General features: G+C 70.0%; 17 protein-coding genes. 6 read left to right on the top strand and 11 right to left on the bottom strand.

Going from position 1 to position 25773, the window contains the following annotated elements; translation table 11 throughout:
- The first annotated feature begins 60 nt into the window (after nucleotides 1–60).
- On the top strand, nucleotides 61–456 hold the full coding sequence (locus D7Y21_RS09215) for a helix-turn-helix domain-containing protein (protein ID WP_120565143.1): 396 nt from the start codon (nucleotides 61–63) through the stop codon (nucleotides 454–456).
- 69 nt (nucleotides 457–525) lie between these two features.
- Here D7Y21_RS09215 and D7Y21_RS09210 read toward each other — a convergent pair whose 3' ends face one another.
- Nucleotides 526–4881, bottom strand: coding sequence for a carbohydrate binding domain-containing protein (locus D7Y21_RS09210; protein ID WP_121712604.1), 4356 nt, complete (start codon nucleotides 4879–4881; stop codon nucleotides 526–528).
- A gap of 179 nt (nucleotides 4882–5060) precedes the next feature.
- On the opposite strand from D7Y21_RS09210, the gene D7Y21_RS09205 reads away from it, so the two are divergent.
- From D7Y21_RS09205 to D7Y21_RS09195, 3 genes are all read left to right on the top strand, one after another.
- Nucleotides 5061–8132 carry an aminotransferase class I/II-fold pyridoxal phosphate-dependent enzyme gene (locus tag D7Y21_RS09205; protein ID WP_121712602.1) on the top strand — a complete coding sequence of 1024 codons (3072 nt, stop codon included), beginning with the start codon at nucleotides 5061–5063 and terminating at the stop codon, nucleotides 8130–8132.
- Between the two features lie 1006 nt (nucleotides 8133–9138).
- Nucleotides 9139–10437, top strand: coding sequence for an acetamidase/formamidase family protein (locus D7Y21_RS09200; RefSeq protein WP_121712600.1), 1299 nt, complete (start codon nucleotides 9139–9141; stop codon nucleotides 10435–10437).
- Between the two features lie 136 nt (nucleotides 10438–10573).
- On the top strand, nucleotides 10574–11161 hold the full coding sequence (locus D7Y21_RS09195) for an SRPBCC family protein (RefSeq protein ID WP_158627264.1): 588 nt from the start codon (nucleotides 10574–10576) through the stop codon (nucleotides 11159–11161).
- 10 nt (nucleotides 11162–11171) lie between these two features.
- Here the strand turns inward: D7Y21_RS09195 and D7Y21_RS09190 are convergent, their stop codons facing one another.
- The 4 genes from D7Y21_RS09190 to D7Y21_RS09175 form a co-directional block, all read right to left on the bottom strand.
- On the bottom strand, nucleotides 11172–12392 hold the full coding sequence (locus D7Y21_RS09190) for a serine hydrolase (protein ID WP_121712596.1): 1221 nt from the start codon (nucleotides 12390–12392) through the stop codon (nucleotides 11172–11174).
- 63 nt (nucleotides 12393–12455) lie between these two features.
- On the bottom strand, nucleotides 12456–13085 hold the full coding sequence (locus D7Y21_RS09185; protein ID WP_233591732.1) for a 2OG-Fe(II) oxygenase: 630 nt from the start codon (nucleotides 13083–13085) through the stop codon (nucleotides 12456–12458).
- A gap of 73 nt (nucleotides 13086–13158) precedes the next feature.
- Nucleotides 13159–14097 (bottom strand): RimK family alpha-L-glutamate ligase, encoded by a 939-nt coding sequence (locus D7Y21_RS09180; RefSeq protein ID WP_121712592.1) that lies wholly within the window; start codon nucleotides 14095–14097, stop codon nucleotides 13159–13161.
- A gap of 28 nt (nucleotides 14098–14125) precedes the next feature.
- The gene (locus tag D7Y21_RS09175; RefSeq protein WP_233612034.1) at nucleotides 14126–14998 is read right to left on the bottom strand and encodes a hypothetical protein; all 873 of its coding nucleotides are present in this window, start codon (nucleotides 14996–14998) and stop codon (nucleotides 14126–14128) included.
- Between the two features lie 158 nt (nucleotides 14999–15156).
- Between D7Y21_RS09175 and D7Y21_RS09170 the strand changes: the two genes are divergently transcribed.
- Complete coding sequence (locus D7Y21_RS09170) at nucleotides 15157–16500, top strand: erythromycin esterase family protein (protein WP_121712590.1); 1344 nt, start codon at nucleotides 15157–15159, stop codon at nucleotides 16498–16500.
- A gap of 16 nt (nucleotides 16501–16516) precedes the next feature.
- Here D7Y21_RS09170 and D7Y21_RS09165 read toward each other — a convergent pair whose 3' ends face one another.
- A complete protein-coding gene (locus D7Y21_RS09165; RefSeq protein WP_121712588.1) occupies nucleotides 16517–16984 on the bottom strand; it encodes a transcription elongation factor in 468 nt (155 codons plus the stop codon).
- A gap of 90 nt (nucleotides 16985–17074) precedes the next feature.
- Between D7Y21_RS09165 and D7Y21_RS09160 the strand changes: the two genes are divergently transcribed.
- Nucleotides 17075–19168: a WD40 repeat domain-containing protein gene (locus tag D7Y21_RS09160; RefSeq protein WP_121712586.1), complete on the top strand. Its 2094-nt coding sequence runs from the start codon at nucleotides 17075–17077 to the stop codon at nucleotides 19166–19168.
- On the opposite strand, the gene D7Y21_RS09155 is transcribed toward D7Y21_RS09160, so the two are convergent.
- The 5 genes from D7Y21_RS09155 to D7Y21_RS09135 all read right to left on the bottom strand — a co-directional run.
- On the bottom strand, nucleotides 19143–20261 hold the full coding sequence (locus D7Y21_RS09155) for a hypothetical protein (RefSeq protein WP_147469236.1): 1119 nt from the start codon (nucleotides 20259–20261) through the stop codon (nucleotides 19143–19145). The two genes, D7Y21_RS09160 and D7Y21_RS09155, sit on opposite strands and share 26 nt — an antisense overlap.
- Nucleotide 20262: 1 nt before the next feature.
- Nucleotides 20263–20751, bottom strand: a complete 489-nt coding sequence (locus tag D7Y21_RS09150; RefSeq protein WP_120565131.1) for a DUF962 domain-containing protein — start codon at nucleotides 20749–20751, stop codon at nucleotides 20263–20265.
- Nucleotides 20752–21093: 342 nt separating this feature from the next.
- The gene (locus D7Y21_RS09145; RefSeq protein WP_120565130.1) at nucleotides 21094–21723 is read right to left on the bottom strand and encodes a hypothetical protein; all 630 of its coding nucleotides are present in this window, start codon (nucleotides 21721–21723) and stop codon (nucleotides 21094–21096) included.
- 18 nt (nucleotides 21724–21741) lie between these two features.
- Nucleotides 21742–22320: a hypothetical protein gene (locus D7Y21_RS09140; protein ID WP_147469235.1), complete on the bottom strand. Its 579-nt coding sequence runs from the start codon at nucleotides 22318–22320 to the stop codon at nucleotides 21742–21744.
- Between the two features lie 63 nt (nucleotides 22321–22383).
- On the bottom strand, nucleotides 22384–25773 hold a 3390-nt coding region (locus D7Y21_RS09135), incomplete at its 5' end, for an annexin (RefSeq protein WP_147469234.1).

Raw genomic sequence — 25773 nt, 5'->3', positions numbered from 1 at the left:
GCTCATTGAAGGTATCCGTTGCATACCAGGTGGCAAGAGCGTACCTGGAGCATCCCAGGTATGCCGAGCGATACTGAAGACGATCCCATCTACCGGTCCGACTGCCCCACCCGCCCGATCCTCGATCAGATAGGCGACAAGTGGTCGATGATGGTCCTTGCCGTGCTCGTGCCCGGGCCGAGGCGGTTCAACGCCCTCAAGCGACAGCTCGAGGGAATCACCCAGCGCGTGCTGACGCAGACGCTGCGAAAGCTCGAACGCAACGGGATGGTCCGCCGCCGCGTCCTCGGCGGCTCTCCGCCGGGCGTCGAGTACGCGCTCACCCCGCTGGGCAGGTCGCTCCAGGAGCCGTTCGCGGCACTGTACGATTGGACCCTCGCGCACATCGACGCGATCCAGAAGCACCAGGAAGCCTACGACCGCGAGGCGGTGGCCAGCGCTCGCCGTTCAGACTGAGCCGGGGCCCTCCGCGATACCTCACGGCGGGCCCGGTCTCCAGGCCCGCCGCGAGGCCACTTCAACGGCTCAGCGCCAGGTGTCGTTCACGGTCGAGGTGCCCGTGGCCGGCGTCGTCAGGGTGCGGTTGGCGCCGCTCTCCCAGGTGACGTTGTTGGCGGCGTCCTTCTTGATGAACTTGTACTCAATCGCCGTGGAGCCCGGCAGTCCGACGGCCGCGCTCCACGTGGGGTAGTTGGCCGCGGACAGCAGGATGGCATTGGCCGGGCTCCAGCTTCCCAGCGCGGCGACGTTGCCCACCACGTACACGTTCTGTCCCATCACGGTGCTCGCCGTGACGTTGAACGTGACCGTGGCACCGCTGGTGGGCGTGGTGACGGAGAGCGCGGAGGACTGCGCGGACGCGTTGCCCGCCGTGTCCCGTGCCCGCACTGTGTAACTGTACGCCGTGCCCACTGTCAGCCCGGTGTCCGTGTAACTGGCCGTCGTGGGCGAGCCCACCAGCGACCCATTGCGATACACGTCATAGCCCGCGATGCCGCTCGCGTCGGTGGACGCCGTCCACGTCAGCGACACGGTGGTCGCCGTCTTCGCCGGAGCCGTCAGCCCCGAAGGCACCGAGGGCGCCGTGGTGTCTTGTGACGGCGCACCCGCGGAGATGGTCCCCGCGTTGAAGGTGGAGGTGCCCGCGGGGAAGAAGTAGTTGAGCCCGCCGTTGTTGTCCCACGTGCCGCTGCCGTTGTTGAAGACGGCCTCCAGCTGCGTGGCCGAGCCCAGGTCCACCGTGTACTTCGCGTAGCCCGAGACCTCCGCCGTCGCCATGGCCGCACCCGGCGCCGTCGTCCACGTGCCGCCCGCCGGACGGTAGTGGAGGTACGGCGTGGCATAGCCCTTCTTGTAATAGACGGTCGCCGTGTTGCCCGCGCTGGTGGTGACGGAGAGCGCGGTGCTCGTCGCGGACGTGTTGCCCGCGGCGTCGCGAGCCTTCACCGTGTAGCTATAGGCTGTGTTGGAGGACAGCCCGCTGTCCGTGTAGCTCGTGGACGTGGGCGTGCCCACCTGTGTGCCATTGCGGAACACGAGGTAGCCCGTCACGCCGACGTTGTCCGTGGACGCGGTCCAGCTCAGTGACACCGTCGTCGCGGACTTCGACGGAGACACCAGTCCCGTGGGCACCGACGGCGCAGAGGTGTCGCTCACCGGCGCGCCCGCCGTGATGACACCCGCGTTGAACGTGGAGGTGCCCGTGGGGAAGAGGTAGTTGCCGCCGTTGTTGTTGTCCCACGTCCCGCTGCCGTTGTTGAACACGGCCTCCAGTTGCTGCACGGAGCCCAGGTTCACCGTGTACTTCGCGTAGCCCGTCACCTCCGCGTCCGGCATCAGCGCTCCGGGCGCCGTCGTCCACGTGCCACCCGCGGGGCGGTAGTGGATGTACGGCGTGGCGAAGCCCTTCTTGTAATAGACCGTCGTCGTGTACCCCAGGCCGGTGGTGACGGAGAGCGCAGCGCTGGCCACGGAGGTATTCCCCGCCGCGTCACGAGCCTTCACGGTGTAGCTGTACGTCGTGCTCGAGGACAGCCCCGTGTCCGTGTACGTCGTCGCCGTGGGCGCGGCCACCTGCGTGCCATTGCGGAACACGAGATAGTCACTCACGCCATAGTTGTCCGTGGCGGACGTCCAGTTCAGCACCACTGACGAACTGGTGACGCCTGATGCGGAGAGCCCCGAGGGCGCCGACGGCGCAGTGGTGTCCGGGGGCAGGGTGGTGACGGAGAGCGCGCTGCTCGCCGCGGAGGTGTTGCCCGCAGCGTCCCGCGCCCGCACGGTGTAGCTGTATGCCGTGCCCGCCGTGAGCCCGCTATCCGTGTAGCTCGTCGTGGAAGGCGAGCCCACCTGCGTGCCATTGCGGAACACCTGGTAGCCCGTCACGCCGATGTTGTCCGTGGCGGCCGTCCACGTCAGCGTCACGGAGCGGTCCGTGCGCGTCGCCGCGAGCCCCGTGGGCACGGACGGAGCGGTCGTGTCCACGCGGAGGAACGGGTAGGTGCCCGTCACCGAGCCATTGAGGTCCTCGATGTACTTGCCGCCCTCCAGCCGGTACTTCCCCGCGCCCACGTAGACGGATTGGATCTCGCTGCGCGTGACGTTGCCGCGCGAGTCGGTGGCCTCGATGTAGTAGTCGAGCAGCTGGTCGCGGTAGGCCCCGAGGTACACGTAGTAGAGGTCGCCAATCTCCTGCGCGGCCACCTTCTGCATCACCGGCAGGTGCGCCGGCTGCCACGCCACACCGTTCATCACCGGCCGCAGTTCGCGGCGCTGGAGCGGGTAATCCACCCACGCGCCCACGCGCGACGGGTCGATGCCAGGCACTCCCGCGGCCTTCAGCGCCACCGGGTCGTAGACGCGAGGCGTGTTGTCCAACGGGTCGATGCTCTTCGCCGCGTGCACGCGCACGCGCGCCTTGATGCTGGTGATGCCGCTCACGTCGAAGGCGTAGGTGTACAGCGCGAAGTTGTTGTCGAAGTGGTGCAGCGTCCACCCTTCGGACTTGTCCGTGTTGGCGCTGCCCGGGTTGTACGGCCAGCGCTGCGGCCACCAGACGGACGGGCCCGTGCGGTCCTGCGCCAGCCGGTCCTGCACGTACGGCTTGGAGAAGTAGAGCGACTGGTTGAAGGACAGCGTGGGCTTCACGTTGTCGTCCACGTTCTCGTCGTAGTAGCCGAAGCCGGAGTCCATGGCCGGCAGGAGGAAGTACCAGGCCAGCTCCGCGGGGTTCGCGCCGCCCGCCCAGTCATTCGCCGCGTCGCCCTTCACCGGGAAGGACAGCATCCACGGGTTGAGCTGGTTGCCCGTATGCGTGATCTGCGAGTCCAGCGCCGTGGTGGGCTTCCAGTGGTTGGGGTGCGCGTCCAGCCAGACCTGCTCGGCCGTCTTGGCGTAGTTGAGCGAGGCCTGGAGCAGCGCGAAGTTGCGCTCCAGGTAGTGCCAGCCGTGCTCCAGCGACACCGTCATCCCCTCCTGCACGCCGCTCAGGTTCGTCTTGGGCGCCAGGTTGAGCCCGGTGGCGGAGTTGAAGGACGGGAACTGTCCCTTCCAGATGCCGAAGGGCAGCCGCCAGTGGTGCCACTGCGGGTCGGACGAGGAGTCGCGCGTGTCCACCCACGAGCCGTCCTGCACGTGCACCACGTCCGTGGAGACGGGCGTGTTGTTGACCAGGTACTCGTCGATGCCCAGGCACTGCACACCGCCGGTGCAGGTGACAGCGCGGCCGTTGAGCCACGTGTCGAGCGACCCCGCGCGCCCGCCGGAGTTGTCGCCGTCATGCGCGAGCACGAAGAACTGCTTCTGGGACACCAGCCCCTCGAAGTTGCGCAGGCCCACCACGTCCACGGTGGCCTGTCCCTCCCAGCCCTCCAGCCAGGAGCCGTTCTGGTTGACGGGGATGCCCACGACGCGCGACTCGGCGCCCGTGGCCGGGTCCACGTAGCGCACCCAGTGCGGGGTGGAGGCGAAGGGGTACTTGTTGCGGATGACCTGCTGCTCGTGCGCCATGGACTCGCTCACCCAGGCGCCCACGGTGCTGGTGTTCTGGAGGTCCGCGCGGTTGGGCGGCGACACCAGCGTGTCGGAGCCCGGGTCGTTGAGGAACGGGTAGTCCTTCAGCGTGCGGGAGAAGTGGTTGTCACCGATGACGGACCACTTCACGCCCAGCTTCGCCAGCGTGGGGATGAGCCGCTCGCTGAAGCCCAGCTCCGTGGGGAAGAAGCCCTTGGAGGCCGTGAAGCCGCTGCCCAGGAAGTACGACTGGGACAGCGTGGCGCTCTGGTAGATGAGGTCCTTGAGGAAGTAGTCCGGCCCCACCAGCGGGCCCATGGAGTGGTGGCCCGTGAAGTGGATGAGGTCCAACGAGCGGTTGCCCGCGGGCGTGCGCAGGTTCGCGTAGCGGTCCCGCCAGGTGGCGCCCCAGTTGGCGTTGTCGTAGCCGGACACGTTGCGGCGGGTGACCAGGTCGTTGACGTTGTTCACCACCGCGCCGGACATGGTGACGTGAATCTGTCCCGTGGAGGCATTCGCCTTCATGTCCGCGGCCACGTCCGGCGGCCAGTATTGATACGCGCCCACCTTCGCGTGGTGCGAGTAATACGTCACCAGGTCGTCGTGCGGCATGGGCGCGCCCGACGGCAGGAAATAGGTGTAGTTGGCCGGAGGTGACTGCTTTATCTGGATGACCTGCCCGTCATACGCGTAGCGGATGGGGCCGCCCACCGGCGTCGCGTTGTATTGGGTCAGGTCGTAGTACGCCCAGAAGTTGGGCATGTGATTGTGATACACGTGCGCGGCGGCGATTTGAGCCTTTGCCGGCTGCGCGTGGAACAGGATGACGGCGAACACCGCGAGCAAGGCCAGTTGCGACTGTCTTTTCATGGGGCGTCCTCACCGGACGAGAGGGGCCGCCCGGTGGGCGCTGCTTACTGGCGTTTGACTCAAGATTTCCCATGTAAACTGGGAATGACAATCTGTAAATCGGTACTGCATCGCGTCAGGCATTCGCGAACAGGCTGTCGTTGACAGAGGAGAAGCGGGCCCGGACAGTCGGGCGCGCCATGGCCACCTATCCCGCGTCAGCCCGTGAAGCCTTTGTCCAATTGCGTACGCTTTCCGAAGCGCTGGCCCGGCCGGAGGAGCGTGCGCGGGCGTTGGCGGAGCTGCGCGAGCTGGCGGAGTTGTCGCGCGACCAGCCGGAGGGCGCGCCGTTGCGGCTGGCGTCGGTGGTGGTGGCGGTGGGCGCGTCCCAGGAGCGGCTGGAGCTGTTGATTCCGCCGTCCATCTTCGAGCCGGAGGCATGGGCGTTCACGTTCCTGGAGGGGCTCTTGAAGGTCCCGCTGGACGAGTACGCCGGCAAGCAGTTGGTGGAGGTGGGCTCCGGCTCCGGGTGGATCTGCATCGCGCTGGCGAAGTTCACGGGGCTCGCCCGCATCCGAGGGCTGGACCTGAACCCGCAGGCCCCGGCAGTGGGGCTGTGCAACGCGTGGCTCAACGGCGACGAAGCGCTGGTGTCCCGGCTGTCCTTTGGCGAGAGCGACCTGCTGCTGGGCCTGCCACAGAAGCCGGAGTGGGACTTCATCGTCGGGTGCATCCCGCAGGTGCTGCGGAGTGACGAGCTGCCCGCGGAGCTGGCGCAGGCGGATGAGCAGGCGCTGTTGGACTTGTCCAACTACACCTCGTTGCAGAACGTCTACGAGGACCACTTCGGCCTGGGGCTCATCGCGCGCCTGCTCAACGAGGCGCCGGAGCGGCTGCTGCCCGGGGGACGGCTGCTCTTGAACCTGGCGGGGCGTCCGGGCCGCGCCATCATCGCGCGGATGTTCACCCGGCGCGGTTTCACCACCCGCGTGCGAGTGGCCCGGCGGGTGATGCAGGCGGCGGACACGGACATCCGCCCGCTGGTGTCGCTGGAGCAGCGCACCGGGCGGGAGTTCGAGTTCTTCATGGAGGCCCACAGCCCGGAGCCCCTGCGCGCGGCGACGGCGTTGGGCTGGCTGCAGTCCGGCCACCCCATCTGGCACGAGGTGGCGGTGTGGGAGGCCCAGCTGTCGCTGCCCCGGGAGACGCTGTCCCTGCGCGCCGCGCTGCGCTCGCTGGGCATCGCGGCGCTCCAGGAGGAGTTGGACCTGGGGGCGGCGTCCGCGGAGCAGCTGGGCTTTGTCACGGCGCTCGCGGAGCGGCTGTCGCAGGCGCCCTTCCTGCCCTACGCGCACGAGGCCGGCGACGCGTCCTTCCGCAGGCTGGTGGCCCGCTACCTGGACCGCCACTTCGGCCTGAGGTTGTCGGAGGACTCGCTGTTCGTCGCGCCCGAGCGGGAGCAGGCCGTCTATTCCTTCCTGCTCGCCACGTGCGACCCCGGAGATACGGTGCTGGTGTCGCGCAGCCTGCACCCGCTCTACGCGCGTGCGCTGGACAAGGCGGGCGTGCGCGCCACCGTGACGCACAACACGCTGGGGGAGATCCGCCGCCTGCTGAGCGCCTTCGACGTGAAGGCCGTGCTGCTGACGGTGGAGCCGGGCGAGCGCACCAACCTGGCGGTGCTGCGCGACATCGTGGCGGAGGCCGCGCGGCGGGGCATCTGGGTGGTGCTGGACGAGAGCGCCTTCTTCAACATCACCGGCGACGTGGAGCCGCGCACCCTCTTCGAGTTCCTCGCGCGGACGCAGCACTCGCCCAACCTGGTCATCCTGTACGGCCTCATCAAGAACGCGGTGTGGCCAGATTTGGAGCTGACGCTGCTGTTGCCCGTGCCGGAGCCGCTGCGCGCGGACCTGGAGGTGGCGGCGGAGGTGACGTACTCGCGCATCAGCGTGCTGGCGGAGTGGTTCTACGAGCGCACCTTCTCGGAGCTGCTCGCCTTCCGCATGGCCTTCGCGGAGCCGGTGCCGCCCTCGCCGCACCGGGCGCCGGAGGTGCCGCTGCCGCGCTCGAACCGCATCGCGAGGCTGTCGGAGCTGCCCGCGTTCGCGCCCAAGTTCTTCCGTGAGGATGACCCGGAGCTCGTGCGCCTGGACTACGGCGAGAACGAGGGCCCCATGCCGCTGCCGTTGGTGGAGGGGCTCATCGCGGCGGGCGTCGCGCCGCGCGCGGACGGAGCGCAGACGGGGCTGGCGGAGGCCGTGGCGGCCTTCCTGCTGGAGACGCGAGGGGCCCGCTATGCCCCCGAGGACGTCGTGGTGGCGCCCGGCGTCTGGCCGCTCATGCACCACCTGGGCGTGGCGCTGCGCCAGCGGCTGGGCCGGATGCCACGCGTGTTCCTGGTGACGCCCTGTTACGGCGTGCTCGCGCCCACGTTCCTCGCGGCGGGGTGCGAGGTGGAGTCCGGCCCGCTGGGCACGCTGCTGTCACGCCGCGCGCGGGGAACGACGCCGGACGCGGTGGTGCTGTCGCAGCCGGCGAACCCCACGGGGCACTACCTGTCGCACGAGGAGTTGATGGCGCTGGCGACGTTCGTGGTGGAGCAGCGCTGTCTCTGGATCTCGGATGAAATCTTCGGCCTGGTGAACCTCACCAACCCCACGGCGGAGACGGTGCACAGCCCGGTGACGCTGGAGGGGGCGGTGCCCGGCATCAGCGCGCGGACGGTGCTGTTGGGCGGGCTGTCCAAGGAGTTCGCGGCCGGGGGGCTGCGCGTGGGCTGGGTGGCCACGAAGGACCGGGCGCTGGTAACGGCGCTGCGCGACAGCGCACCGGGCGTGCTGCATACGCCCACCGCGCGCGCGGCGGCATACCTGTACGCGGCCCATGCGCGCGGACCGGACGGACAGCTGCTCTATGCCGCCCGGCACAAGGCGCTGCGGAACTACCTGGCGAGGATGCGGCGCGACCTCGCGGAGAAGCGCGCGCTGTTGGCGGAGGCGCTGCCCGATGACGGCCGCGCTGAGGCCACGGAGGCGGGGGGCTTGTTCCTCGCGCCGCCGATGACGGCGTGGCTGGGGCGTTCAGTGGATGGGGTGAAGCTCACGCCGGACAACCTGCCGCGCGTCATCTACGAGCACACCCACGTGGTGCTCAACGGCGGTGCCTGGTGCGGCGACCCGGAGCGCGTGCGCGCGGTGTTCTCCATTCCCCGGGAGAAGCTGTTGAAGGCCCGCGACCGCTTGCGGACCTTCGGCCAGCGGCTGCGCTGACGGAACGGCGCGGCTTCAAGTGATGACCCAGGCGGCCGGGACGGAGCGGTCCAAACCTGTCCGACAGTCGGACAAGTTCCCGCCGCCCGGGCGAAGTGGGTGCTCCGGGCCGAGCAGTTCCAAACGTGTCCGACAGTCCGACAGGTTCTCGCCGCCGGGACAAAGTGGGCGCCGTCCGGCCCCAGCTCCAGGCCCGTCCGATAGTCCGACAGGTTCGCGCCGGCCGGGCAAAGCGGGAGCCTCCGGGCCGCGCAGTTCCAAACGTGTCCGACAGTCGGACAGGTTTCCGTAACCCGGGCGAAGCGGACGCCTCCCGGCCACGCCGGCCCAGACGTGTCCGACAGTCGGACAGGTTTCCGAGGCCCGGACGAAGCGGACGCCTCCCGGCCACGCCGGCCCAGACGTGTCCGACAGTCGGACAGGTTTCCGTGGCCTGGATGGAAACGGGCGCGTCCCGCCCGCGCCGGCCCAGACGTGTCCGACAGTCGGACAGGTTTCCGAGGCCCGAATGGATACGGGCGCGTCCCGGCCGCGCCGTTCCGGACCTGTCCGACAGGTTTCTGCTGCCTGGACGAAGCGGCCTGGCCCTGCCGTGCAGTTCCGAACCTGTCCGACAGTCCGACAGGTTTCCGCCTCCCGGAAGCGGACGCCTTTCGGCCGCGCCGTTCCGAAGCTGTCCGACCGTCGGACAGGTTTCGGCCACCCGGACAAAACGGGCAGCTCCCGGCCGCGCCTTCCTTAACGTGTCCGACAGTCCGACAGGTTTCGGCCGCCTGGACGCGGCGGGCACCTCCCGGCCGTGCCTTTCAAACCTGTCCGACTGTCGGACAGGTTTTGGCTGTGCGCCGCCGGCAGGGGCGTCCCCGGAGCGTTCTCCTGTTCTCAGCCCTTTGGATGGAGCTCATGCCCGAAGGCTGGGGCTGATGGAGGCCCGGGGGCTGCGAGCCCGGGGCCACCGGCTGAGGCGACGCGGACCCGGGACCGTTCCTCTACACTGCTCCGGCCCATGATCCGTTCCCTTGCCGTCCTCCTCTGCTGTCTGCCTGCCGGCGCGCTCGCGGCCTCCGAGTCCTGGCTCGTGACGACCGACCTGTGGGGCAACCCCGCCTACCAGTTCCTCACGTTGGAGCGCGACGGGAAGCGCCTCACCGGCGAGCTGGATGGGGACGCGCTGAAGGGGGAGCGCACGGGCAACGTCATCCACTTCGTCGTCACGGACTCGCGCCAGGAGACCTACGTCTTCGACGGCAAGGTGAGCGGTGAATCGCTGCGCGGCACCGCGGACTACCCGGACAGCAACAACCCGAAGACGCGGGCGTCCCATGCCTTCACGGGCCGGTTGCTTCCCTCGCGCCCCGCGGGCGGTCCGCGCGTGCATGACTTCACGCCCACCTCGTGGTCCAACGAGTTCACCGCGCACCGCGCGCCGGTGCTGACCGTCTGGCCGGGCGACACGGTGCGCACCTCGACGCTCGACTCTGGCGGCATGGACGCGAAGGGCGTCACCCGCGCCCTCTTTGGCAACCCTCAGACGGGGCCCTTCTTCATCGCCACCGCGAACCCGGGCGACACGCTGGCCATCCGCATCCGCCGCCTCAAGCTCAACCGCACGTTCGCGGACAGCCTGGATGGCATCGTGGGCCGCGCCCTCACGCCGGGGCTCGCCGCGAAGGCGACGGAGCTGGGCAAGCCCGTGCGCTGGAAGCTCGACCCCGAGCGCGGCGTCGCGACCCCGGAGAACCCGACGGAGCGCCTGAAGGCCTTCACCGTGCCGCTGCGGCCCATGCTGGGCGGGCTGGCCGTGGCGCCCGGCTTCGGCTCCGCGCCCCTGTCCACCGGCGACACGGGCCGCTACGGCGGCAACATGGACTTCAACGAGGTCGTGGAGGGCAACACCGTCTACCTGCCCGTGGCGCAGCCCGGAGCGCTTCTGTACCTGGGCGACGCACACGCCGCGCAGGGCGATGGCGAGACGTCGCAGTATGCCCTGGAGACCTCCATGGACGTCGAGTTCACCGTGGACGTCCTGCACGGCAAGCCTCCGCCCTCCACGCCTCGCGTGGAGTCCCCCACGCACCTGATGACGCTGGGGCAGGGCGGTTCACTGGATGACGCCCTGCGCTCCGCGACGCAGGGGCTGACGCAGTGGCTGGAGCAGGACTACGGCCTCACCCTGTCGGAGAGCGCGCAGGTGCTGGGCAGCTCCGTGCAGTACGTCGTCGCGAACCTCGCCGGGCGCAGCGTGGGCGTCGCCGCGAAGCTGGACAAGGCGCGGCTACAGGCCCTCCGCCCCTCCGTGAAGTGAGCTGTATTCCGGGGGGCCGAGGCCCCGGAAAATGGGGCGGAAAATGCCGTGTCGATTCCTCGGCCCCTCGTTCGACGTGGAGATGAACCCTCCCGGTCATCCGGGAGCACTTCTTCCATCGAACCGGGATCCTCCCATGGCCAGCAAGATCGCAATCGCCGTCCTCGTCCTCGTCGTCGCGCTGGGCGTCTTCGTCGCCACCCGCCCGGACCACTTCCGCATCGAGCGCAACGCGCACGTGGCCGCGCCCCCGGCCACCGTCTTCGCGCTGATCAACGACCTGCGCCGGTTCGACACGTGGAACCCGTTCCACTCCGAGCCCGCGCCTGGCGTGACCAATGTCTTCGACGGGCCCAACGAAGGACCGGGCGCCAGCTTCACCTACGGCGGCGGTGAGGCCGGGGATGGGCGCATGACCATCGTGGAGAGCCAGCCCGGCGCGCGCGTCGTCCTCAAGCTGGAGTTCTTCAAGCCGTTCGAAGCCACGAACCAGGCCACCTTCACGCTCACCCCGGAGAACGGCGGCACCCGCGTGAGCTGGGCGATGGAGGGCGAGAACACCCTGATGGGCAAGGCGATGTCGCTCGTCGTGAACATGGACACGATGCTCGGCAAGGAGTTCGAGCGGGGCCTCGCGAACCTGGATGCCGTCGCGCGAGGCGGCACCCCGGCTGCCAGCGCGAGCGCCCAGTCCGACGCGGCGACGCCCGCCCCGGCGAACTGAGCGCAGCGCCTCAGTCCTCCAGCGCCCGGTAGGCGCCCTTGGAGAACGCCATGGCCAGGGCCTCGTCGTCGGGGCCCTGCGCCCGTCGCTGCGTCAGGAGGAGGGCGGTCAGGTCCTGCCGGGGGTCGATGAAGAACGTCGGGCCGTAGCCGCCGGCCCAGCCGTAGCGTCCAGCGGTGGGGGAGATGCCATCCGGCTTGGTGCACACGGCCCCGCCGAAGCCCCATCCAGATGCATCCCAGAAGCCCGGGAAGAAGGGCGAGGCGGCCTTCTGCTCCTCCGGAATCTGATCCGTCAGCAGTTCCTGGACGCTCGCGGAGGACAGCAGGCGGGTGTTCCCGGCCTGGCCCCCGCTCAGCAGCATCCGGCAGAAGGCGAGGAGGTCATCCGCCGTGGACACGAGCCCTCCCTGGCCTCCTCCCGACAGGAACGCGGGAGGCCGTGACCAGTAGCTGTCCGCCGGTGTGTCCCACGCTTCCATCCTCCCCGTGGCGTCGTCGAGCGCGTAGGCCGTCGTGAGCCGGTCCAGCTTCTCCGCGGGCACGGTGAACGCCGTGTCGTTCATGCCCAGCGGCACGAAGAGCCGCTCGCGCAGGAAGTCGTCGAAGCGCATGCCCGAGGCCCGCGCGACCAGCACGCCCAGGACCTCGTAGCCGGTGTGATAGAGCCACCGCTCTCCCGGCTGATGCATGAGCGGCAGCGTGCCCAGCCGCCGCATGAATTCGTCGGGCGGATCCGTGAGCGCGTGGAAGCCGGGCGACACCCGGGCCTCGCTCATGGCCCGCTGGATGGGGTGCGTGCCGGGTGGCGCCATCACCGCGCCCAACCCCCAGCGCAACGTGAGCAGGTCCCGCACGGTGATGGCGCGCTTCGCGGGAACGGTGTCATCGAGCGGGCCGCCGGGAGTGCGCAGGACGCGGCGGTTCGCCAACTCCGGCAGCCACGGGTCGACGGCGCCGTCGAGCGGGAGCTTCCCGTCCTCCACGAGCATCAGCGTGGCCACCGCCGTGATGGGCTTGGCCATGGACGCGAGCCGGAAGAGGCTGTCCCGCCGCATGGGCGGACCGGAAGGCGTAAGGCCCTGCGTGCCCAGCACGTCGACGTGCACGGTGTCTCCGCGCGCGACCAGGGCGACGACGCCGGGCAGGTCACCGCGCTCGACGTGGCCGCGCAGGGCGGATGTCACGTCGGCGAGCCGTGGCGGGGACAGCGCGGAGGAGCGTTGGATCATGGCCTTGAGTTTAAGCCCGCGACGCCGGCCGCAAGTCCCGGAGCGTGGGAACTGGCGAGCGCTTTAGCGCTTCGCGAGGATGAAGGCGGTGACGGAATAGCGCTGGTGGCCCCGGGCCTCGGACGTCCATTCCGTCACTCGGTGGGGAGCGCCCCTCGCGCGAAAGATGAACACCGAGTTGAAGAGCGGCGGGACGCGCATCATGTCCGCGTCCACTTCGGGATGCCGGAAGGTGAGGACGCCGCCGAAGCGGTCCTCCCACGGGCGCGTGAAGTTGTAGACGACGGCGAGCCCTTCCTCGTCCGTGTCCCGGTGCTCCGGGAAGGACTCGCCCACCTCCATGCGCGACACCTGCACCTGCCGCGTCTCCAGCGGCTCGGGCCAGCCCACCAGCGCGGCGTGGAAGGCCGCGCCGTCCGCGCTCTGAATCCACGCGCAGAAGTCCGTCAGGGCGGAGGGCTCCTGTTGCTTCAACGGCGCGATGTGCAGCGGATAGGGCCCGTGGTGGTGGCGCACGAAGTGCGCGTCGCGCAGGGCCTGGTGCAGGGCCTCGGCGCGCTCGGGGAGGAGGGCGTCCCGGAGGCAGAGGTGCGGCACCCGTCCGCCTTCGATGAACTCCCGGCGGAGCGTGGCGTGCAGGGCTTCGGACACGGAGGCCAGGCGCGTCCACTCGGTCGCGGACGCCGGGAACACCTCCGGCTTCGGGGCCGGGACGGGGCCGAAGATGCTGTCGGCGTAGTCCGTGATGAAGAACCCGCTCGGGCGCTCAGGCCTTGGAGACGAGGTAGCTGGCGAGCCGGGTGATGACTTTGCCGTCGCGCGGATCATCGAAGAAGGAGATGGCGGGAGTGGGGTTGAATTCAAGCGCCACGAAGGCGCCGTCAGACGTGCGCCGCAGGTCCACCGCCGTGAAGACCATGCCCAGCGCCTTGGCGCCCTTGAGACACACCGCCCAGGCCTCCTTCGGCAGGCGGGCGGGCTTCACCCGGTGCAGGTTCTGCCTCGCGTCCACCACGCCGTCGGTGGGGATGTGGAAGGCGGACACGGGCTCACCGTCGAGCACGTAGGCGCGGAACTCGTCGCCCTGGATCTGCTCCTGGAACAGCACCGGGCAATTGGCGAGCAGCTGGAGCCGTGCCTCGGTGAGGTCCGCCTCCTCCACCTTGCGCACCAGCGCGCCGCCGCTCAGGGGCTTGTAGATGACGGCCCGGTGGCGCGCGACGAACTCGCGCACCGCGTCCGGCGAGGCGGTGGCCAGGGTGCTGGGGACGGGAATGCGGTGGCGGCGCAGCAGGGCCAGCTGTTGCAGCTTCAGGTAGTGCAGCTCCACCGCCTCCAGCGGGTTGACGAACGAGCCGCCGCGCCGGTGGAGCGAACGCAGCACGGAGTGGAGGAACGACTGGCGCTCCCGCTCCGCCAGGTACTGCTCCTGCCAGCGCGGGAAGTTGCGCTCGGACAGGGCCTCGGCCTCGGGGACCGGGAGCGAGAGGCGCACGAGCTTGAGGTAGAACGAGCGCAGGTCGCTGAGACACTCACCGTCCCAGTGCACCTCGCCGTCCTCCCAGCTCAACGCGGCGGAGTCCGGGACCCGGTCCGTTTCCAGGACGATGGCTCGCGCACGACGCCGCTCCACCGCTTCCGCGACGAAGCGGGTGGCGTCATCCGAGCGCGAGCCGATGACCACGACCTTCTTGCGAGACGTCATGGGGTCCCTGACTTCGCCCGTCCGTCGTTCAGACCGGGCTGTCCATCTTGACCTTCACGATGCCGCCATCCAGCGGCTTGAGGTCCGGGGGCTTCGAGCCACGCGTGGGGTCATCCATCATGACCTTCACCACGCCGATGTCCTCCGGAGGCTTGAAGTCCGGCAGCTTCAAGCCACCGGTCGGATCATCCATCCGGATCTTCACCCGGCCGCCGTCCGGCGGCGTGAAGTCCGGCAACTTCGAGCCACGGGTCGGGTCATCCATCATGACCTTCACCCGGCCGCCATCCGGCGGCGTGAAGTCCGGCAGGTTCAAGCCACCGGTCGGATCATCCATCCGGATCTTCACGCGGCCGCCATCCGGCGGCGTGAAGTCCGGCAGGTTCAAGCCACCGGTCGGATCATCCATCCGGACCTTCACCCGGCCGCCATCCGGCGGCGTGAAGTCCGGCAGCTTCGAGCCACGGGTCGGGTCATCCATCATGACCTTCACCCGGCCGCCGTCCCGCGGCTTGAAGTCCGGCAGGTTCAAGCCACCGGTCGGATCATCCATCCGGATCTTCACCCGTCCGCCGTCCGGCGGAGTGAAGTCCGACAGCTTCGAGCCGCGGGTGGGGTCGTCCATCATGACCTTCACCATGCCGCTGTCCTTCGGCGGCTTGAGGCCGACGCCGTCGCCCACGAACTGGTCCGCGAGCACACGGGCCTTCGGGGTCAACTTGACCTGCTCGAAGGCGTCGCGCACCTGGGTCTTCTGCTGGGGGCTCAGCTGGCTCGCGTCGGCGCCCTGGAGCGCCTTCTTCAGGGCCGGGGCGCCCACGGCCTTGCCAGCCGTGCTGGCGGTCTTCAGGGCGGTCTGCAGCGACGAGACGAAGCCCGTGGGGGATTTGATCTGGGTCATAAAGATTCCTTTGAAAAGGTTATCGTCATGCCCAGGCAGGAGTTGCTTGATTCTCTGAGGATGAGAGCCCCGGTAGGACAGGGCGCCGCCTGGCCGTCCGCTGCCTTCCTTCGGGTGTGCGCGACCCAACCCTTGAAGACAAGGGGAGGAGACACACCATGGCGCACCGAGACGACGGACTGTTGGTGCGAGCGCTCGCGGAGTCCGTGCGGCCGCTCCAGGGGACGCGGGAGGACTTCGGACCCCTGATGGACCTGGTCGGCGACGCGAGGTGCGTGCTGATTGGCGAAGCGACCCACGGCTCGCACGAGTTCTACCGGCTGCGCGCGCTCCTGACGCGGCGGCTCATCGAGGAGAAGGGCTTCAACGCCGTCGCGGTGGAGGCGGACTGGCCGGACGCGTACCGCATCAACCGCTACGTGCGGGCCATGGGCCACGACGCGGACGCGGTGGAGTCGCTCTCCGACTTCCAGCGCTTCCCCGCATGGATGTGGCGCAACGCGGACGTGCTGGACTTCGCGGGCTGGCTGCGGACCCACAACGACCGCCACTCCGCGCGAGAGAAGGTCGGGTTCTACGGGCTGGACCTCTACAGCCTCCACTCGTCCATGGGCGCGGTGCTGAAGTACCTGGACCGGGCGGATCCGGAGGCCGCGAAGCGCGCCCGGTACCGCTACGCGTGCTTCGAACATTTCGGAGAGGACCCGAAGGACTACGGCCACGCGACATCGCTGGGCCTGTCGCCGGATTGCGAGCGTCAGGTCGTCGACCAGCTCCGCGAGCTGCAACGGGAGCGCGAGGCCCTGCTGCGCCGGGACGGGTTCATCGCGGAGGACGCGCAGTTCGAGGCGGAGCAGAACGCGCGGGTCGTCCAGAACGCGGAGGAATACTACCGGTCCATGTTCCATGGGCGCAGCTCGTCCTGGAACCTGCGCGACACGCACATGGCGGACACGCTGGATGCGCTGATGGGCTTCCTGAAGCGGCGGCTGGGGGTCGCCCGGATCGTGGTCTGGGCCCACAACTCGCACGTCGGGGACGCGCGCGCGACGGAGATGGGGGAGTCGGGCGAGGTGAACCTGGGACAACTGACGCGCCAGCGGCACCCGCGAGCGACGCGGCTCATCGGCTTCAGCACGTACCGGGGCACCGTCACCGCGGCCTCCAACTGGGGTGGGGCCGCCGAGCGCAAGCAGGTCCGCCACGGACTGGCGGGCAGCTGCGAGTCCCTCTTCCATCAGGTCGGCCTGCCGGGCTTCCTGCTGGACCTCCGTGAGCTGGGAGAGGCCGCCGGAGCACTCCGCGAGCGGCGCCTGCAGCGGGCCATCGGCGTCATTTACCGGCCCGAAACGGAGCGCAGGAGCCACTACTTCCACACGCGGCTGCCGGAGCAGTTCGACGCGATGTTGCACATCGACGAGACGCGCGCGCTCGAACCGCTGGAGCGCACCGCCGGATGGGAGCGCGGTGAAGCGCCGGAGACCTATCCGACGGGCCTGTAGTCGCCAGGCATCGCGGCTACCTCCGGGGCCGGCTGGACGCCTTGCGGGTGGCCGCTGCCTTGCGGGCGGACGTCTTGCGCGCGGTGGTCGTGCGCTGGCGTGAGGCGCTCTTCGCCTGGGCGGACAGGGCCTGCTTGGAAGCCGCCTGACGGCCCTCCCGCTTGAGCGCGCCCTGCGTGGCCTTGCTCCGCTTCTTCGACGGTGCCCGGGGCTTGAGCTCCTGCTGCCCCACCTCCAGGTCCTGCTTCGCCGAGCGACGTGTGCGCGCGGAGGACTGCTCCTTCGTGGGTGCCTTCAGCGGTACACCCGCGCGGCGCGCCTTCGACAGGCCAATCGCGATGGCCTGCTTCGAAGCGCGTGCGCCGTGCTCGCCTTCGCGGATGTGCTCCAGTTCCTCGTGCACGAACTCACCCGCCGCGGTGCTGGGGCTCTTGCCCTCGCGCAGGTCCTTCTTCGCTCGTTCAACGGTCGCCTTGTCGGGCATGGCTTCCTCCCATTCGGGTTACGGTCCTGGCTCAAAGGTGCGGACGCTCCGCGCCCAGGCAAGCCGTGCCCCGTGTCCGGAGGGAGCCCCATGCGGTGGTGGTGCCTCATGCTGTTGCTTGCTTCCTGTTCGGCGCACCGCTCCTCCGGTGGCGGCACGCCGGACGATGCGAACGCGCGGGACCTGCGCGCCCGCATCCACGAGGCCCGGGGCGAAGCGGCCACCGAGTCCCGGCAGTGGAGCGTGGCGGCGGCGTCGTTCGCGCTCGCTCGGGCCTCGCGGGATTCGCTCGCCGCGCAGTGGGGACAGGGCCAGGCGGTGGACCGCGCCTCCACGCTGCGCTGGTCGAAGCGCATCCAGGGTTCGGTGCTCGCCCTGGCGTTCACGCCGGACGGCCGCGTGCTGGCGTCCGGGCATTACGACTCCGTCGTCCGGCTCTGGGACGTGGAGCGCGGCGAGCTGCTGGCGGAGCTCAAGGGCCACACCGTCGAGGTCCACGCCGTCGCCTTCTCGCCGGACGGCCGCTGGCTGGCTTCCGCGGGAAGACCCGGCGAGCTCCGGGTCTGGGATTGGCGCCAGGGCAAGCCGCACGCGGTGATTCCCGGTCACACCGACGTCGTGCTCGGGCTGGCCTTCTCTCCCGATGGCAGGCGGCTGGCCTCCGGCGGCCTGGACAAGGCGGTCCGCGTCTGGGACTTCGAGACGGGCGCCGAGCAGCTGCGCTTCGAGCACGACGACAACGTCATCGCCGTCGCCTTCTCTCCGGACGGCAGGCGGCTCCTGTCCACGAGCGCGGACCGGAGCGCGCGACTCTGGGACCTGGAGTCGCGCAAGGAGGTCCACCGCCTCGTGGGACATGAGGAGAAGGTGGTGGCGGGCGCGTTCTCCTCGGACGGACAGCGCGTCATGACGGCGGCGGCCGACCGGGCCGTGCGCTTCTGGGACGCCCGCTCGGGACAGCTCACCGACGTGTTTCGCAACGCTGGCGATGTCTCCGTGGCCGCCATCGACGGCGGGTTCCAGCTCCTGGTCCAGGGCGGATGGGACGGGCGCGTGCAGCTCCTCGAAGGCCATGGGGGCGCGCTGCTGGAGCGGATGGATGCGCATCAAGCCTTCGTGATGAGCGTGGCCTTGTCACCGGACGGGCGCACGTTCGCTTCGGGCGGGATGGACGGCGTCCTCGACGTGTGGCGCCGGCCGGAGGTCCCCGCGCAGGTGCTGCTTCGTGGCCCTGCCGTCTGGGTGGAGGCGCTCGCGTTCTCCCAGGACCGCGAATTGATGACAGGCAGTGAGGACGGCTGGCGGCGGTGGCGCATCGCGGAGGGAAGGGAGCTCCGTCCGGAAGTGGGAGGAACGGAGTCAGCGGTGTCCCTGGCGGTGAGCCCGGACCGCGAGCGCATCGCGGTGGGCACGCTGAAGGGGAGGGTGCTCGTGCTGGATGCGCGTTCGGGGCGCGTGCTGCTGGAGTTGCCAGGGGGGAGCGGCTCCGTGCGCGCGGTGGCCTTCAGCCCGGATGGGTCGCTCGTCGCGGTGGCGGGCGATCCGGACATCCAGCTCTGGTCCGTGTCCGACAGCAGGCCCGTGGGACTGCTCCAGGGACATACCGGCAAGGTCTGGGCCCTGGCCTTCGACAGCACGGGGCGCAGGCTCGCGTCGGGCAGCAAGGACACGACGGTGCGGACCTGGGACGTGGAGCGGCGTCAGCCCCTCTTGCGGCTCGACATGGGCGAGCCCGTGCGCGCCGTGGTCTTCACTCCGTCCGAACCCCACCTGGTGACGGCGGGAATGCGGCAGCCCCTCCGCGTCTGGGACGTGACGGAGGGCCGGCTGTTGAAGACGCTGGGCGAGAAGACCGTGGGCGTGCTCGCCCTGGCCGTGTCGCCGGATGGCCGCTTCCTGGCTTCGTCGGGCATGGAGGCAGGGGTGAAGGTCTGGGGGCTTCCCTCCGGCGAACAGTTGGGGACGCTCACGGGCCAGCAGGGCTTCGTGGCGGCCCTGGCCTTCTCACCGGACGGCGCGCTCCTCGTCTCCGCGGCCTCCGACCAGACGCTCCAGCTGAACCGGTTCGACTCCATCGCCCATCCGCCCCCGGCGGGAGCGGGCATTGACGACCTCCTGCGCCGCTACGGGCTCGTCTGGGACGAGGCGCGGTTCCGCCTCACATCAGCCGCAGGAAGCGATTGAGGTCGCGGAACAACCAGAGGGGATTGCCGTACCACACGGCCATCTCCAGCACCCCCGCCCAGACGACAAGGCCCAGGCGCACGGCCGTGGGCCAGCGAGGCGCGCGCAGTACGCCCACGCACAGGGGCACCAGCAGCAGCGCGGACGCATGCCACCAGTGTCGCGTGTCGATGACCGCCAGCAACACGCCCAGCCCCACCGACGCGGTCACCAGCCCGTCCGCCCCGCGCCAGGAGAGCGCCAGCACCGCCGCGCTCAAGCCCATCACCAGGGCCACCGTGCCGGGCTCGCCCAGGATGGACGGTGTCGCCGCGTCGGTTTGCGCGGCCAGCGGCGCCATCCACAGGAACGTGCGCACGCAGAGGACTCCCGCCGCCGCCACGCCCATCAGCGTGCCCCACGGCCACTGGCGCACCGGCCGCCCATGCACCACGCGCCACAGCGCCACCACACCCACGGCGACGAGGACGAGCGCCCGGTAGTGCAACAGCGCCGCGAGCGCCAGCCAGCGCAACGCGACCACCGGCCGGTCCTTCGCGAGCGCCGCCAGCGCCAGCACCCCGCAGACGAGCCACGCGCCGTCGTACTGGCCATAGAGCGCCAGCCGCATCAGCACCAGCCAGCAGAGGAACCCCACCGCCCAACGTCCACCCGCGGGAAGCCCATCCAGGAGCCGCAGCGCCGCGTAGAGCGCCACATGCGCGAAGGCCAGCAGGTACAGCAGGCACACCTGCCCGAAGGCCTGGGGCGACAGGGGCACCCACTCGCCCACGAGCGCCAGGGGCAGGAAGAGCACCAGCGCGCCGGGCGGATAGACGTACGGCACCTCCAGCCACTGGTCGAGGGCCTGGCGGTAGGGGACGCCTTCGCGAAGCTCGCCCAGCGGCGCGGTGTAGAGGGCCTGCAATCCGCGATGCAGCCCCACCCAGACCACGTACGGATGGCGCACGTGGTCCGTGTAGCCCTCCTTCAGCGTCCCCCGCGACGTCACCCCGGACAGGGGGACGGCGGAGAGCACGAGGAGCGACACCAGGGTGAGCAGTCCCCACCGCGCGGCGGGATGCCGGACGAGGATGCCGGGGCCTTCCATCACGTCAGGTGCTGGAGGCCGCCACACGCGCGCGCAGGTCTTGCTTGAGTCCCAGCGAGAAGAGCACCAGGGTGAGCAGGTACACGGGTTCGATGAAGAAGAGCTGCGGGCCGCCCAGGGACAGGCCGTGGGTCTTCTTCTCGAAGACGACGTGCGCGCCCACCACCATCGCGAAGCGGAACACCATCACGCCCACCGCGATGCCCGCGGCCGTCCCCGTGGGAAGCCGCGCCACCGCTTCCGCGGCGAGCAGCGTGGGCACCAGCGGCAGGGCCATGAGCAGGCCGGCGGTCCACTCCAGCGTCATGGCGTACACGGCCACCGCGGCCACCAGCAGGTGCGCGGCGGTCAGAGGCGTGCCGGGCACGCGTACCCAGCACAGCGGCACCAGCAGGGCGAACGTGAAGAGATAGGCCCCCACGAAGTGCACGGCGCGGCTGACGCCGTTCTCATGCAGGGGCATCCAGACGCGCATCTTGTCGGCGAAGCTCATGGACCCCCACCGTAGGCCATCCGCGCTCCGGTTGCCTCCCCTTGGAGAGGGGCTCGGTCGCAGCCCAGTCGGCGTGAAACGTGGACGCGATCAGGCGGAGGCGTTCAGCGCCGCGTTGCGCGCGTCACACGCGGCCTGCGCCAGCCGTGAGCCCACCGCGATGTAGCCGGGATGGTGCACGTAGTCCGGAAGCGCGAGTCGTCCGGCCCCCGCACGATGGCCGCGCCTCCAGGGTCGTCAATCACCTGAGCCCGCAGGTCGAGTCCCCGCAGGCGCGCGTTGCCGACGATGGCGAGCTGCGGGACGTAGTTGCTGCGCGGCAAGGGCATGGCGTCGCGGAGGTCAGCTCCGGGTCGCCTCGAGCACCTTGGCGATGAGGCCCGCGTCCGTCACGCGGTCGTACGTGTAGGGCTGTCCGTAGACCGCCTTGTAGCGGAAGACGGTGAAGGGCCCCTCGTCGTCGCGGGCGTGCTCCAGCACGAGCACCGCGAAGCTCTCATTTCCCACGCCCACCATGTCGATGCAGCGCAGGCGCTCCAGCTTTCCGGCCGGGTCGCGCAGGTTGTAGACCTCGTCGATGCCGAAGCCGACGACGCCTTCGACTTCGGGCTGCTTTGGCAGGTACTCGCGCAGCAGACCCAGCACCTGCTCCAGGTACTGGCGGGCCGCCTCGGGGGTGGCCGGCAGCGTCTCCCGCTTCGCGTCCTCGCGCACCAGCGACACCAGCGTCGAACCGGGAAGCCGCGGGTCGGAGAGGACGGTCTCCAGTCCCTCGATGCCCGTCCACAGCGGGATGCTGTTGAACCCGAGCACGTGCCGGATCTGGTCCTCCACCTCCTCCAGCGTGGAGTTGGGCGCGCAATAGGACTTGAGGAAGGTGCGTGCCTTCTCCAGCGGGGGCGCGTTCGTGAGTGCGTCGATGCGCGCCTTGAACCTCTGGTAGGTGGCGTCTGCCTTGGGGTCGGCGCTCATGGCATGGCGTCCCTGGGGTCAGCTCTGGGTCGCCTTGAGCACCTTCGCGATGACGGCCGCGTCCGTCACGCGCTCGTACTTGAAGGGCTGTCCGTAGACCGCCTCGTAGCGGTAGACGGTGAAGGGGCCCTCGTCGTCGCGGGCGTGCTCCGGCACGAGCACCGCGAAGCTCTCCTTGTCCACGCCCACCACGTCGGTACAGCGCAGCCGCACCAGCTTGTTGGCCGGATCGCGCAGGTTGTAGACCTCGTCGAGGCCGAAGCTGACGACGCCCTCGCCTTCGGGCCGATCGGGCAGGTAGTTGCGCAGCATCGCCACCACCTGGCCCAGGTAGTTCCGGGCGGCGTCCGGCGTGGCGGGCAGTTGCTGGCGCTTCGCGTCCTCACGCGCCAGCGCGACGAGCGCCGCGCCCGGCACCTTCTTGTCGGCGAGGACGGCCTCCAGCCCTTCGAGCCCCGTCCATATCGGGATGCCGTTGAAGCCCAGCGCGTGCCGGACATGGTCCTCCACGTCCTCCAGCGTCGAGTTGTTCGCGCAGTAGGCCCGGAGGAACGTGCGCGCCTTCTCCAGCGGGGGCGCGTTCTTGAGGGCTTCCATGCTCGCCTTGAGCTCTTTGAATTCAGGGCTGTCTTTGATGTCAGCGGTCATCGGGAGTGTGCCTCAGGGACCAGGGAACGCGGTCAATACCACCACCTGGGGTGGCACGCCGTCGACCATGCGCAGCTTGAGCGTGAACGTGGTCGCGTCCGTGGGGATCGCCGTGTTGGCATTCGTCACGGGATTCTTCCCCTGGACGAACCCCTTGCCCACCGTCGTGCCCGCCGGGGCGGGGATGTCCACCTTGTCGAAGTAGCCACGCCGCGCGAGCTCCTCCTGGATGGTGGACCAGTTGTCCTTGATGTACTGGTTGATGGTCTCGTTCATCTGCGCGTCGCTGTCCCACTTGAACGAGCGGGTCTCCACACTGCCGCTGCCCCCCCAGCCGTCGCCGGTGGTGACGCGGCTCTCGATGGTGCGCGTTCCCGGGGGCGCGTCCGAGATGGAGTGGGGCACGCTGGCGCCGTGCCGGTCGAGTGTATGCGCGTTGTGCGCGGTGCCGTGGGCCAGGTCGTTGGCCGCCACGTCGACCGTGGGACCGTTGGGGAAGACTTCGGTCAGCTGTTGCTTGCGCACGAGGACCCGGCGCATGACCTCATCCTCGGCCATCTGCGCGCGCAGGCGGGCGTACTGCTGCGCTTCCGTGACTTTGACGCCCGCCGAATCCGTCCGGGTGTAGGGGGCCGGCTTGGCGTCGTGGTTGAGCTGCTCCTGGGTACGGGTCTTCGGGTCGTAGGTGCGCTTGACGTAGTCGCTGTAGCCCTGGTTCACCCGATTCCTGTACTCGACCTTTGTCTCGGTCGGAGCTTTGGAGGTGGTGATGGCGGCGTATTCCTCCGGCGACATCGGCGACAGCGGTGGAGGCGACTTCGGGGCAACCCTGTTCACGGAGGTGCCCACGCCCGCCCAGTCCGGCGTCGTGGCGGCCGGCGTGCCGTGCATGGCCACGGAGCCCACGCCCGGCGCCAGCGAGTCCAGCCGCTTCGCGTGGAATTCAATCTGGAACTCCACGTTGGCGATGTCTCGCTGGAGCGCCGCGCGCTCGGCGACGGTGGCCGCGGTGGGCTTGCCGCTCATGCCCGCGATGCTGTCGTCGATGCGCTTCTGCGCCGCCTCCAGGCCACCCAGGATGTTCTTGAGCTTCTGCACCTCCAGCTTGGACTCGAAGCCCTGCGTGCCGTAGCCCGGCGTGCTCGTGAGGGCCTGCTGGACGCGGTCCTTGAGCTGGCGGATCTGCCCGGTGGGCCCCTCGTACTTCTGGAGCAGGCGCGCCGTCTCCTGGTGCGCGGCGATGTCCGCGGGCGTGGCGTGCGGCCCCGCCTCGATGCGCACCTGGCCGTTGTCGTAGCGCACCTTCGTGGTGTTGCCCGGCAGGTCCGGGTTGTGAATCACCGGGATTTCGCGCGGCTTGAGCATGTCCGCGCCCTTCGCCATGCCGCCGCTGACGACACCGCCCGTCACCGCGCCCACGGTGCCGTCCGTCACCGCGCGGGTGGCCACGCGGCCCACGCCCGTGAGCGCGCCGTCCTTCCACGTCTCGGACTGGGTGGCCGCGTCCATGGCGCCACCGGCCGCGCCGCCGTAGGCACCTTCCTTGATGCCCTGCTTGATGGCGGTGCGCACGGTGCCTTCCGCGGTCTCCCGCACGGTCGTGCGGACCGCGGCCTCCGTGGCCTGGGTGGCCGCCACGCGCGTGCCACCCGAGGCGAGAGAAGCGCCCTTGCCCACGGGAATCACCGCCGTGCCGCCCTCCACGGCGCCGATGAGCGCCTGGCGGCTCAGGTCCTGCGCCCCGGCGGCGTCGCCCTGGATGGCGGCGTACGTCACCGCGCGCGTGGTGGCGCCCAGCGCCGCGTACCCGGCGACGGCCAGGGGTGTGGCCGCGCCGCCCGTCGCGATGACGGCCGCGGTGGTCGCGGCGACCACGGCCACGGTGGCCGTGGTCTCCGCCAGCGAGTCCTTGGCGGACTGGAGCGCCTTCACGTCCTCCGTGGCGTAGCCCGTCAGCGTATTCGCGCGCTGGGTGTCACCCGTCGCGATGGCCTGGTCGGCGCGGCCCAGGTTGCGGTTGAGGATGTCGTTGTCCGACTCGCCCTTGGTGAGGTGCTGGATGCCGTCCAGCAGGTTCACGCCGAAGCCGGACTCATTCGCCTGGACCTCGCGCAGCCGCCGCACGCGCTCCTGCGCGGCGTTGGGGTCGTTGGGGTCGATGGCGCCCAGGTCGTAGTCCTGCTTGAGCAGCTCCAGCTCGTCGCGGCCGTCCAGCTCGCCGTCCAGCTCCGCGCGCAGGTCCTTGCCGTACTTCTGCTGGTAGGCGGCGGCGATGGAGTCCAGCTCCGCCTTGGACTTGCCGCCCAGCTCGGAGCGGATGGCGTCCTCGTCCGTGCCCATGCCGTCCATGGCCAGGAACAGTCGCTCCGCGGAGGCCTCCGCCTGCCCCTTCGCGTCGTCCGCGGCGGGCGGGTTGAGCATGCGCAGCGTGACGTCCCGGTCGCCGCCGTCCCACGTGCGCACCTGGGCGTCCAGCGACTGGCCCGTCTGCTTCTGGTACTCGGCCTTGATGGCGTTGATCTGATCCGGCGTCTTCCCCTGGAGGATGTCGCGCACGCCGCTCTCGTCCGCGCCGAAGAAGCCGCCCAGGGCCTCGCGCAGCCGGGCCGCGTCCGCCTGGGCCGGGTTGTCCTGCATCAGGCCGACGGCGCGGTCGTACTCCTCGGTGGACAGCTCGTCCTTGAGCTTCGCCTTCAGGCCCTCGTCCTGGGCGAGGATGGCGCGCTGCTCCGGCGTGGCCCGCTCCAGGCGCTCGAAGATGCGGCCCTCGTCGGTGCCCCAGCCGGCCATGTCCTCTTCCAGGCCGGCCTTGAGCGCCTGGGTCTCCAGCGCGGTGGCCTCCGCGGGCGTGGACGCCTGACCCGCGTTGAGCATGCTCCGGGCGCGCTCCAGCTGCGCGCCGTCCATCTCCCGGCCCATGCGGGCCAGCAGGACGTCCTCGGGCTTCTGGCCCGCCGGGGTGCCGCCGTTCATGTCCGCGTACTGCTGCGCGATGGCGTGGCGCTCCGCGGGCGAGCGCTTCTCCAGGATCTTCAGCATGTCCTCGTTGGAGCCGAAGAGGCCGTCCATCTCGGACTGGAGGTTGACCGCGTCGCTCTTCGCGCCGTTGCCCTGGAGCAGGCCTTCCGCGCGCCGCAGGTCGGAGCCACCCAGCTCGTCCCGGATCTTCTCATCCAGGTTCTTGCCGTAGTGGTCCTGGTAGCTCTGGCGGATCATCGCGATCTGCTCGGGCGTCTTGCCCTCGAGCGTCGAGAAGATCTTGTCCTCGTCGGTGCCCCACCCGGTCATGCCGCCGTCCATGGCCTCGCGCAGGGCGCTGGCGTCCTTGTCCGCCTGGGCCTGCGTGTACGAAGGCGCGGCCGGGGCGGGAGCCTGCGGGGCGGGCGCGGGCGGTGCCGGCGG

Source organism: Corallococcus sp. AB045, from assembly GCF_003668895.1.
GTDB classification, from domain to species: Bacteria; Myxococcota; Myxococcia; order Myxococcales; family Myxococcaceae; genus Corallococcus; species Corallococcus coralloides.
Note: the sequence above shows the minus strand (reverse complement) of the source record. Positions and strands in the feature narration are given on the sequence as shown.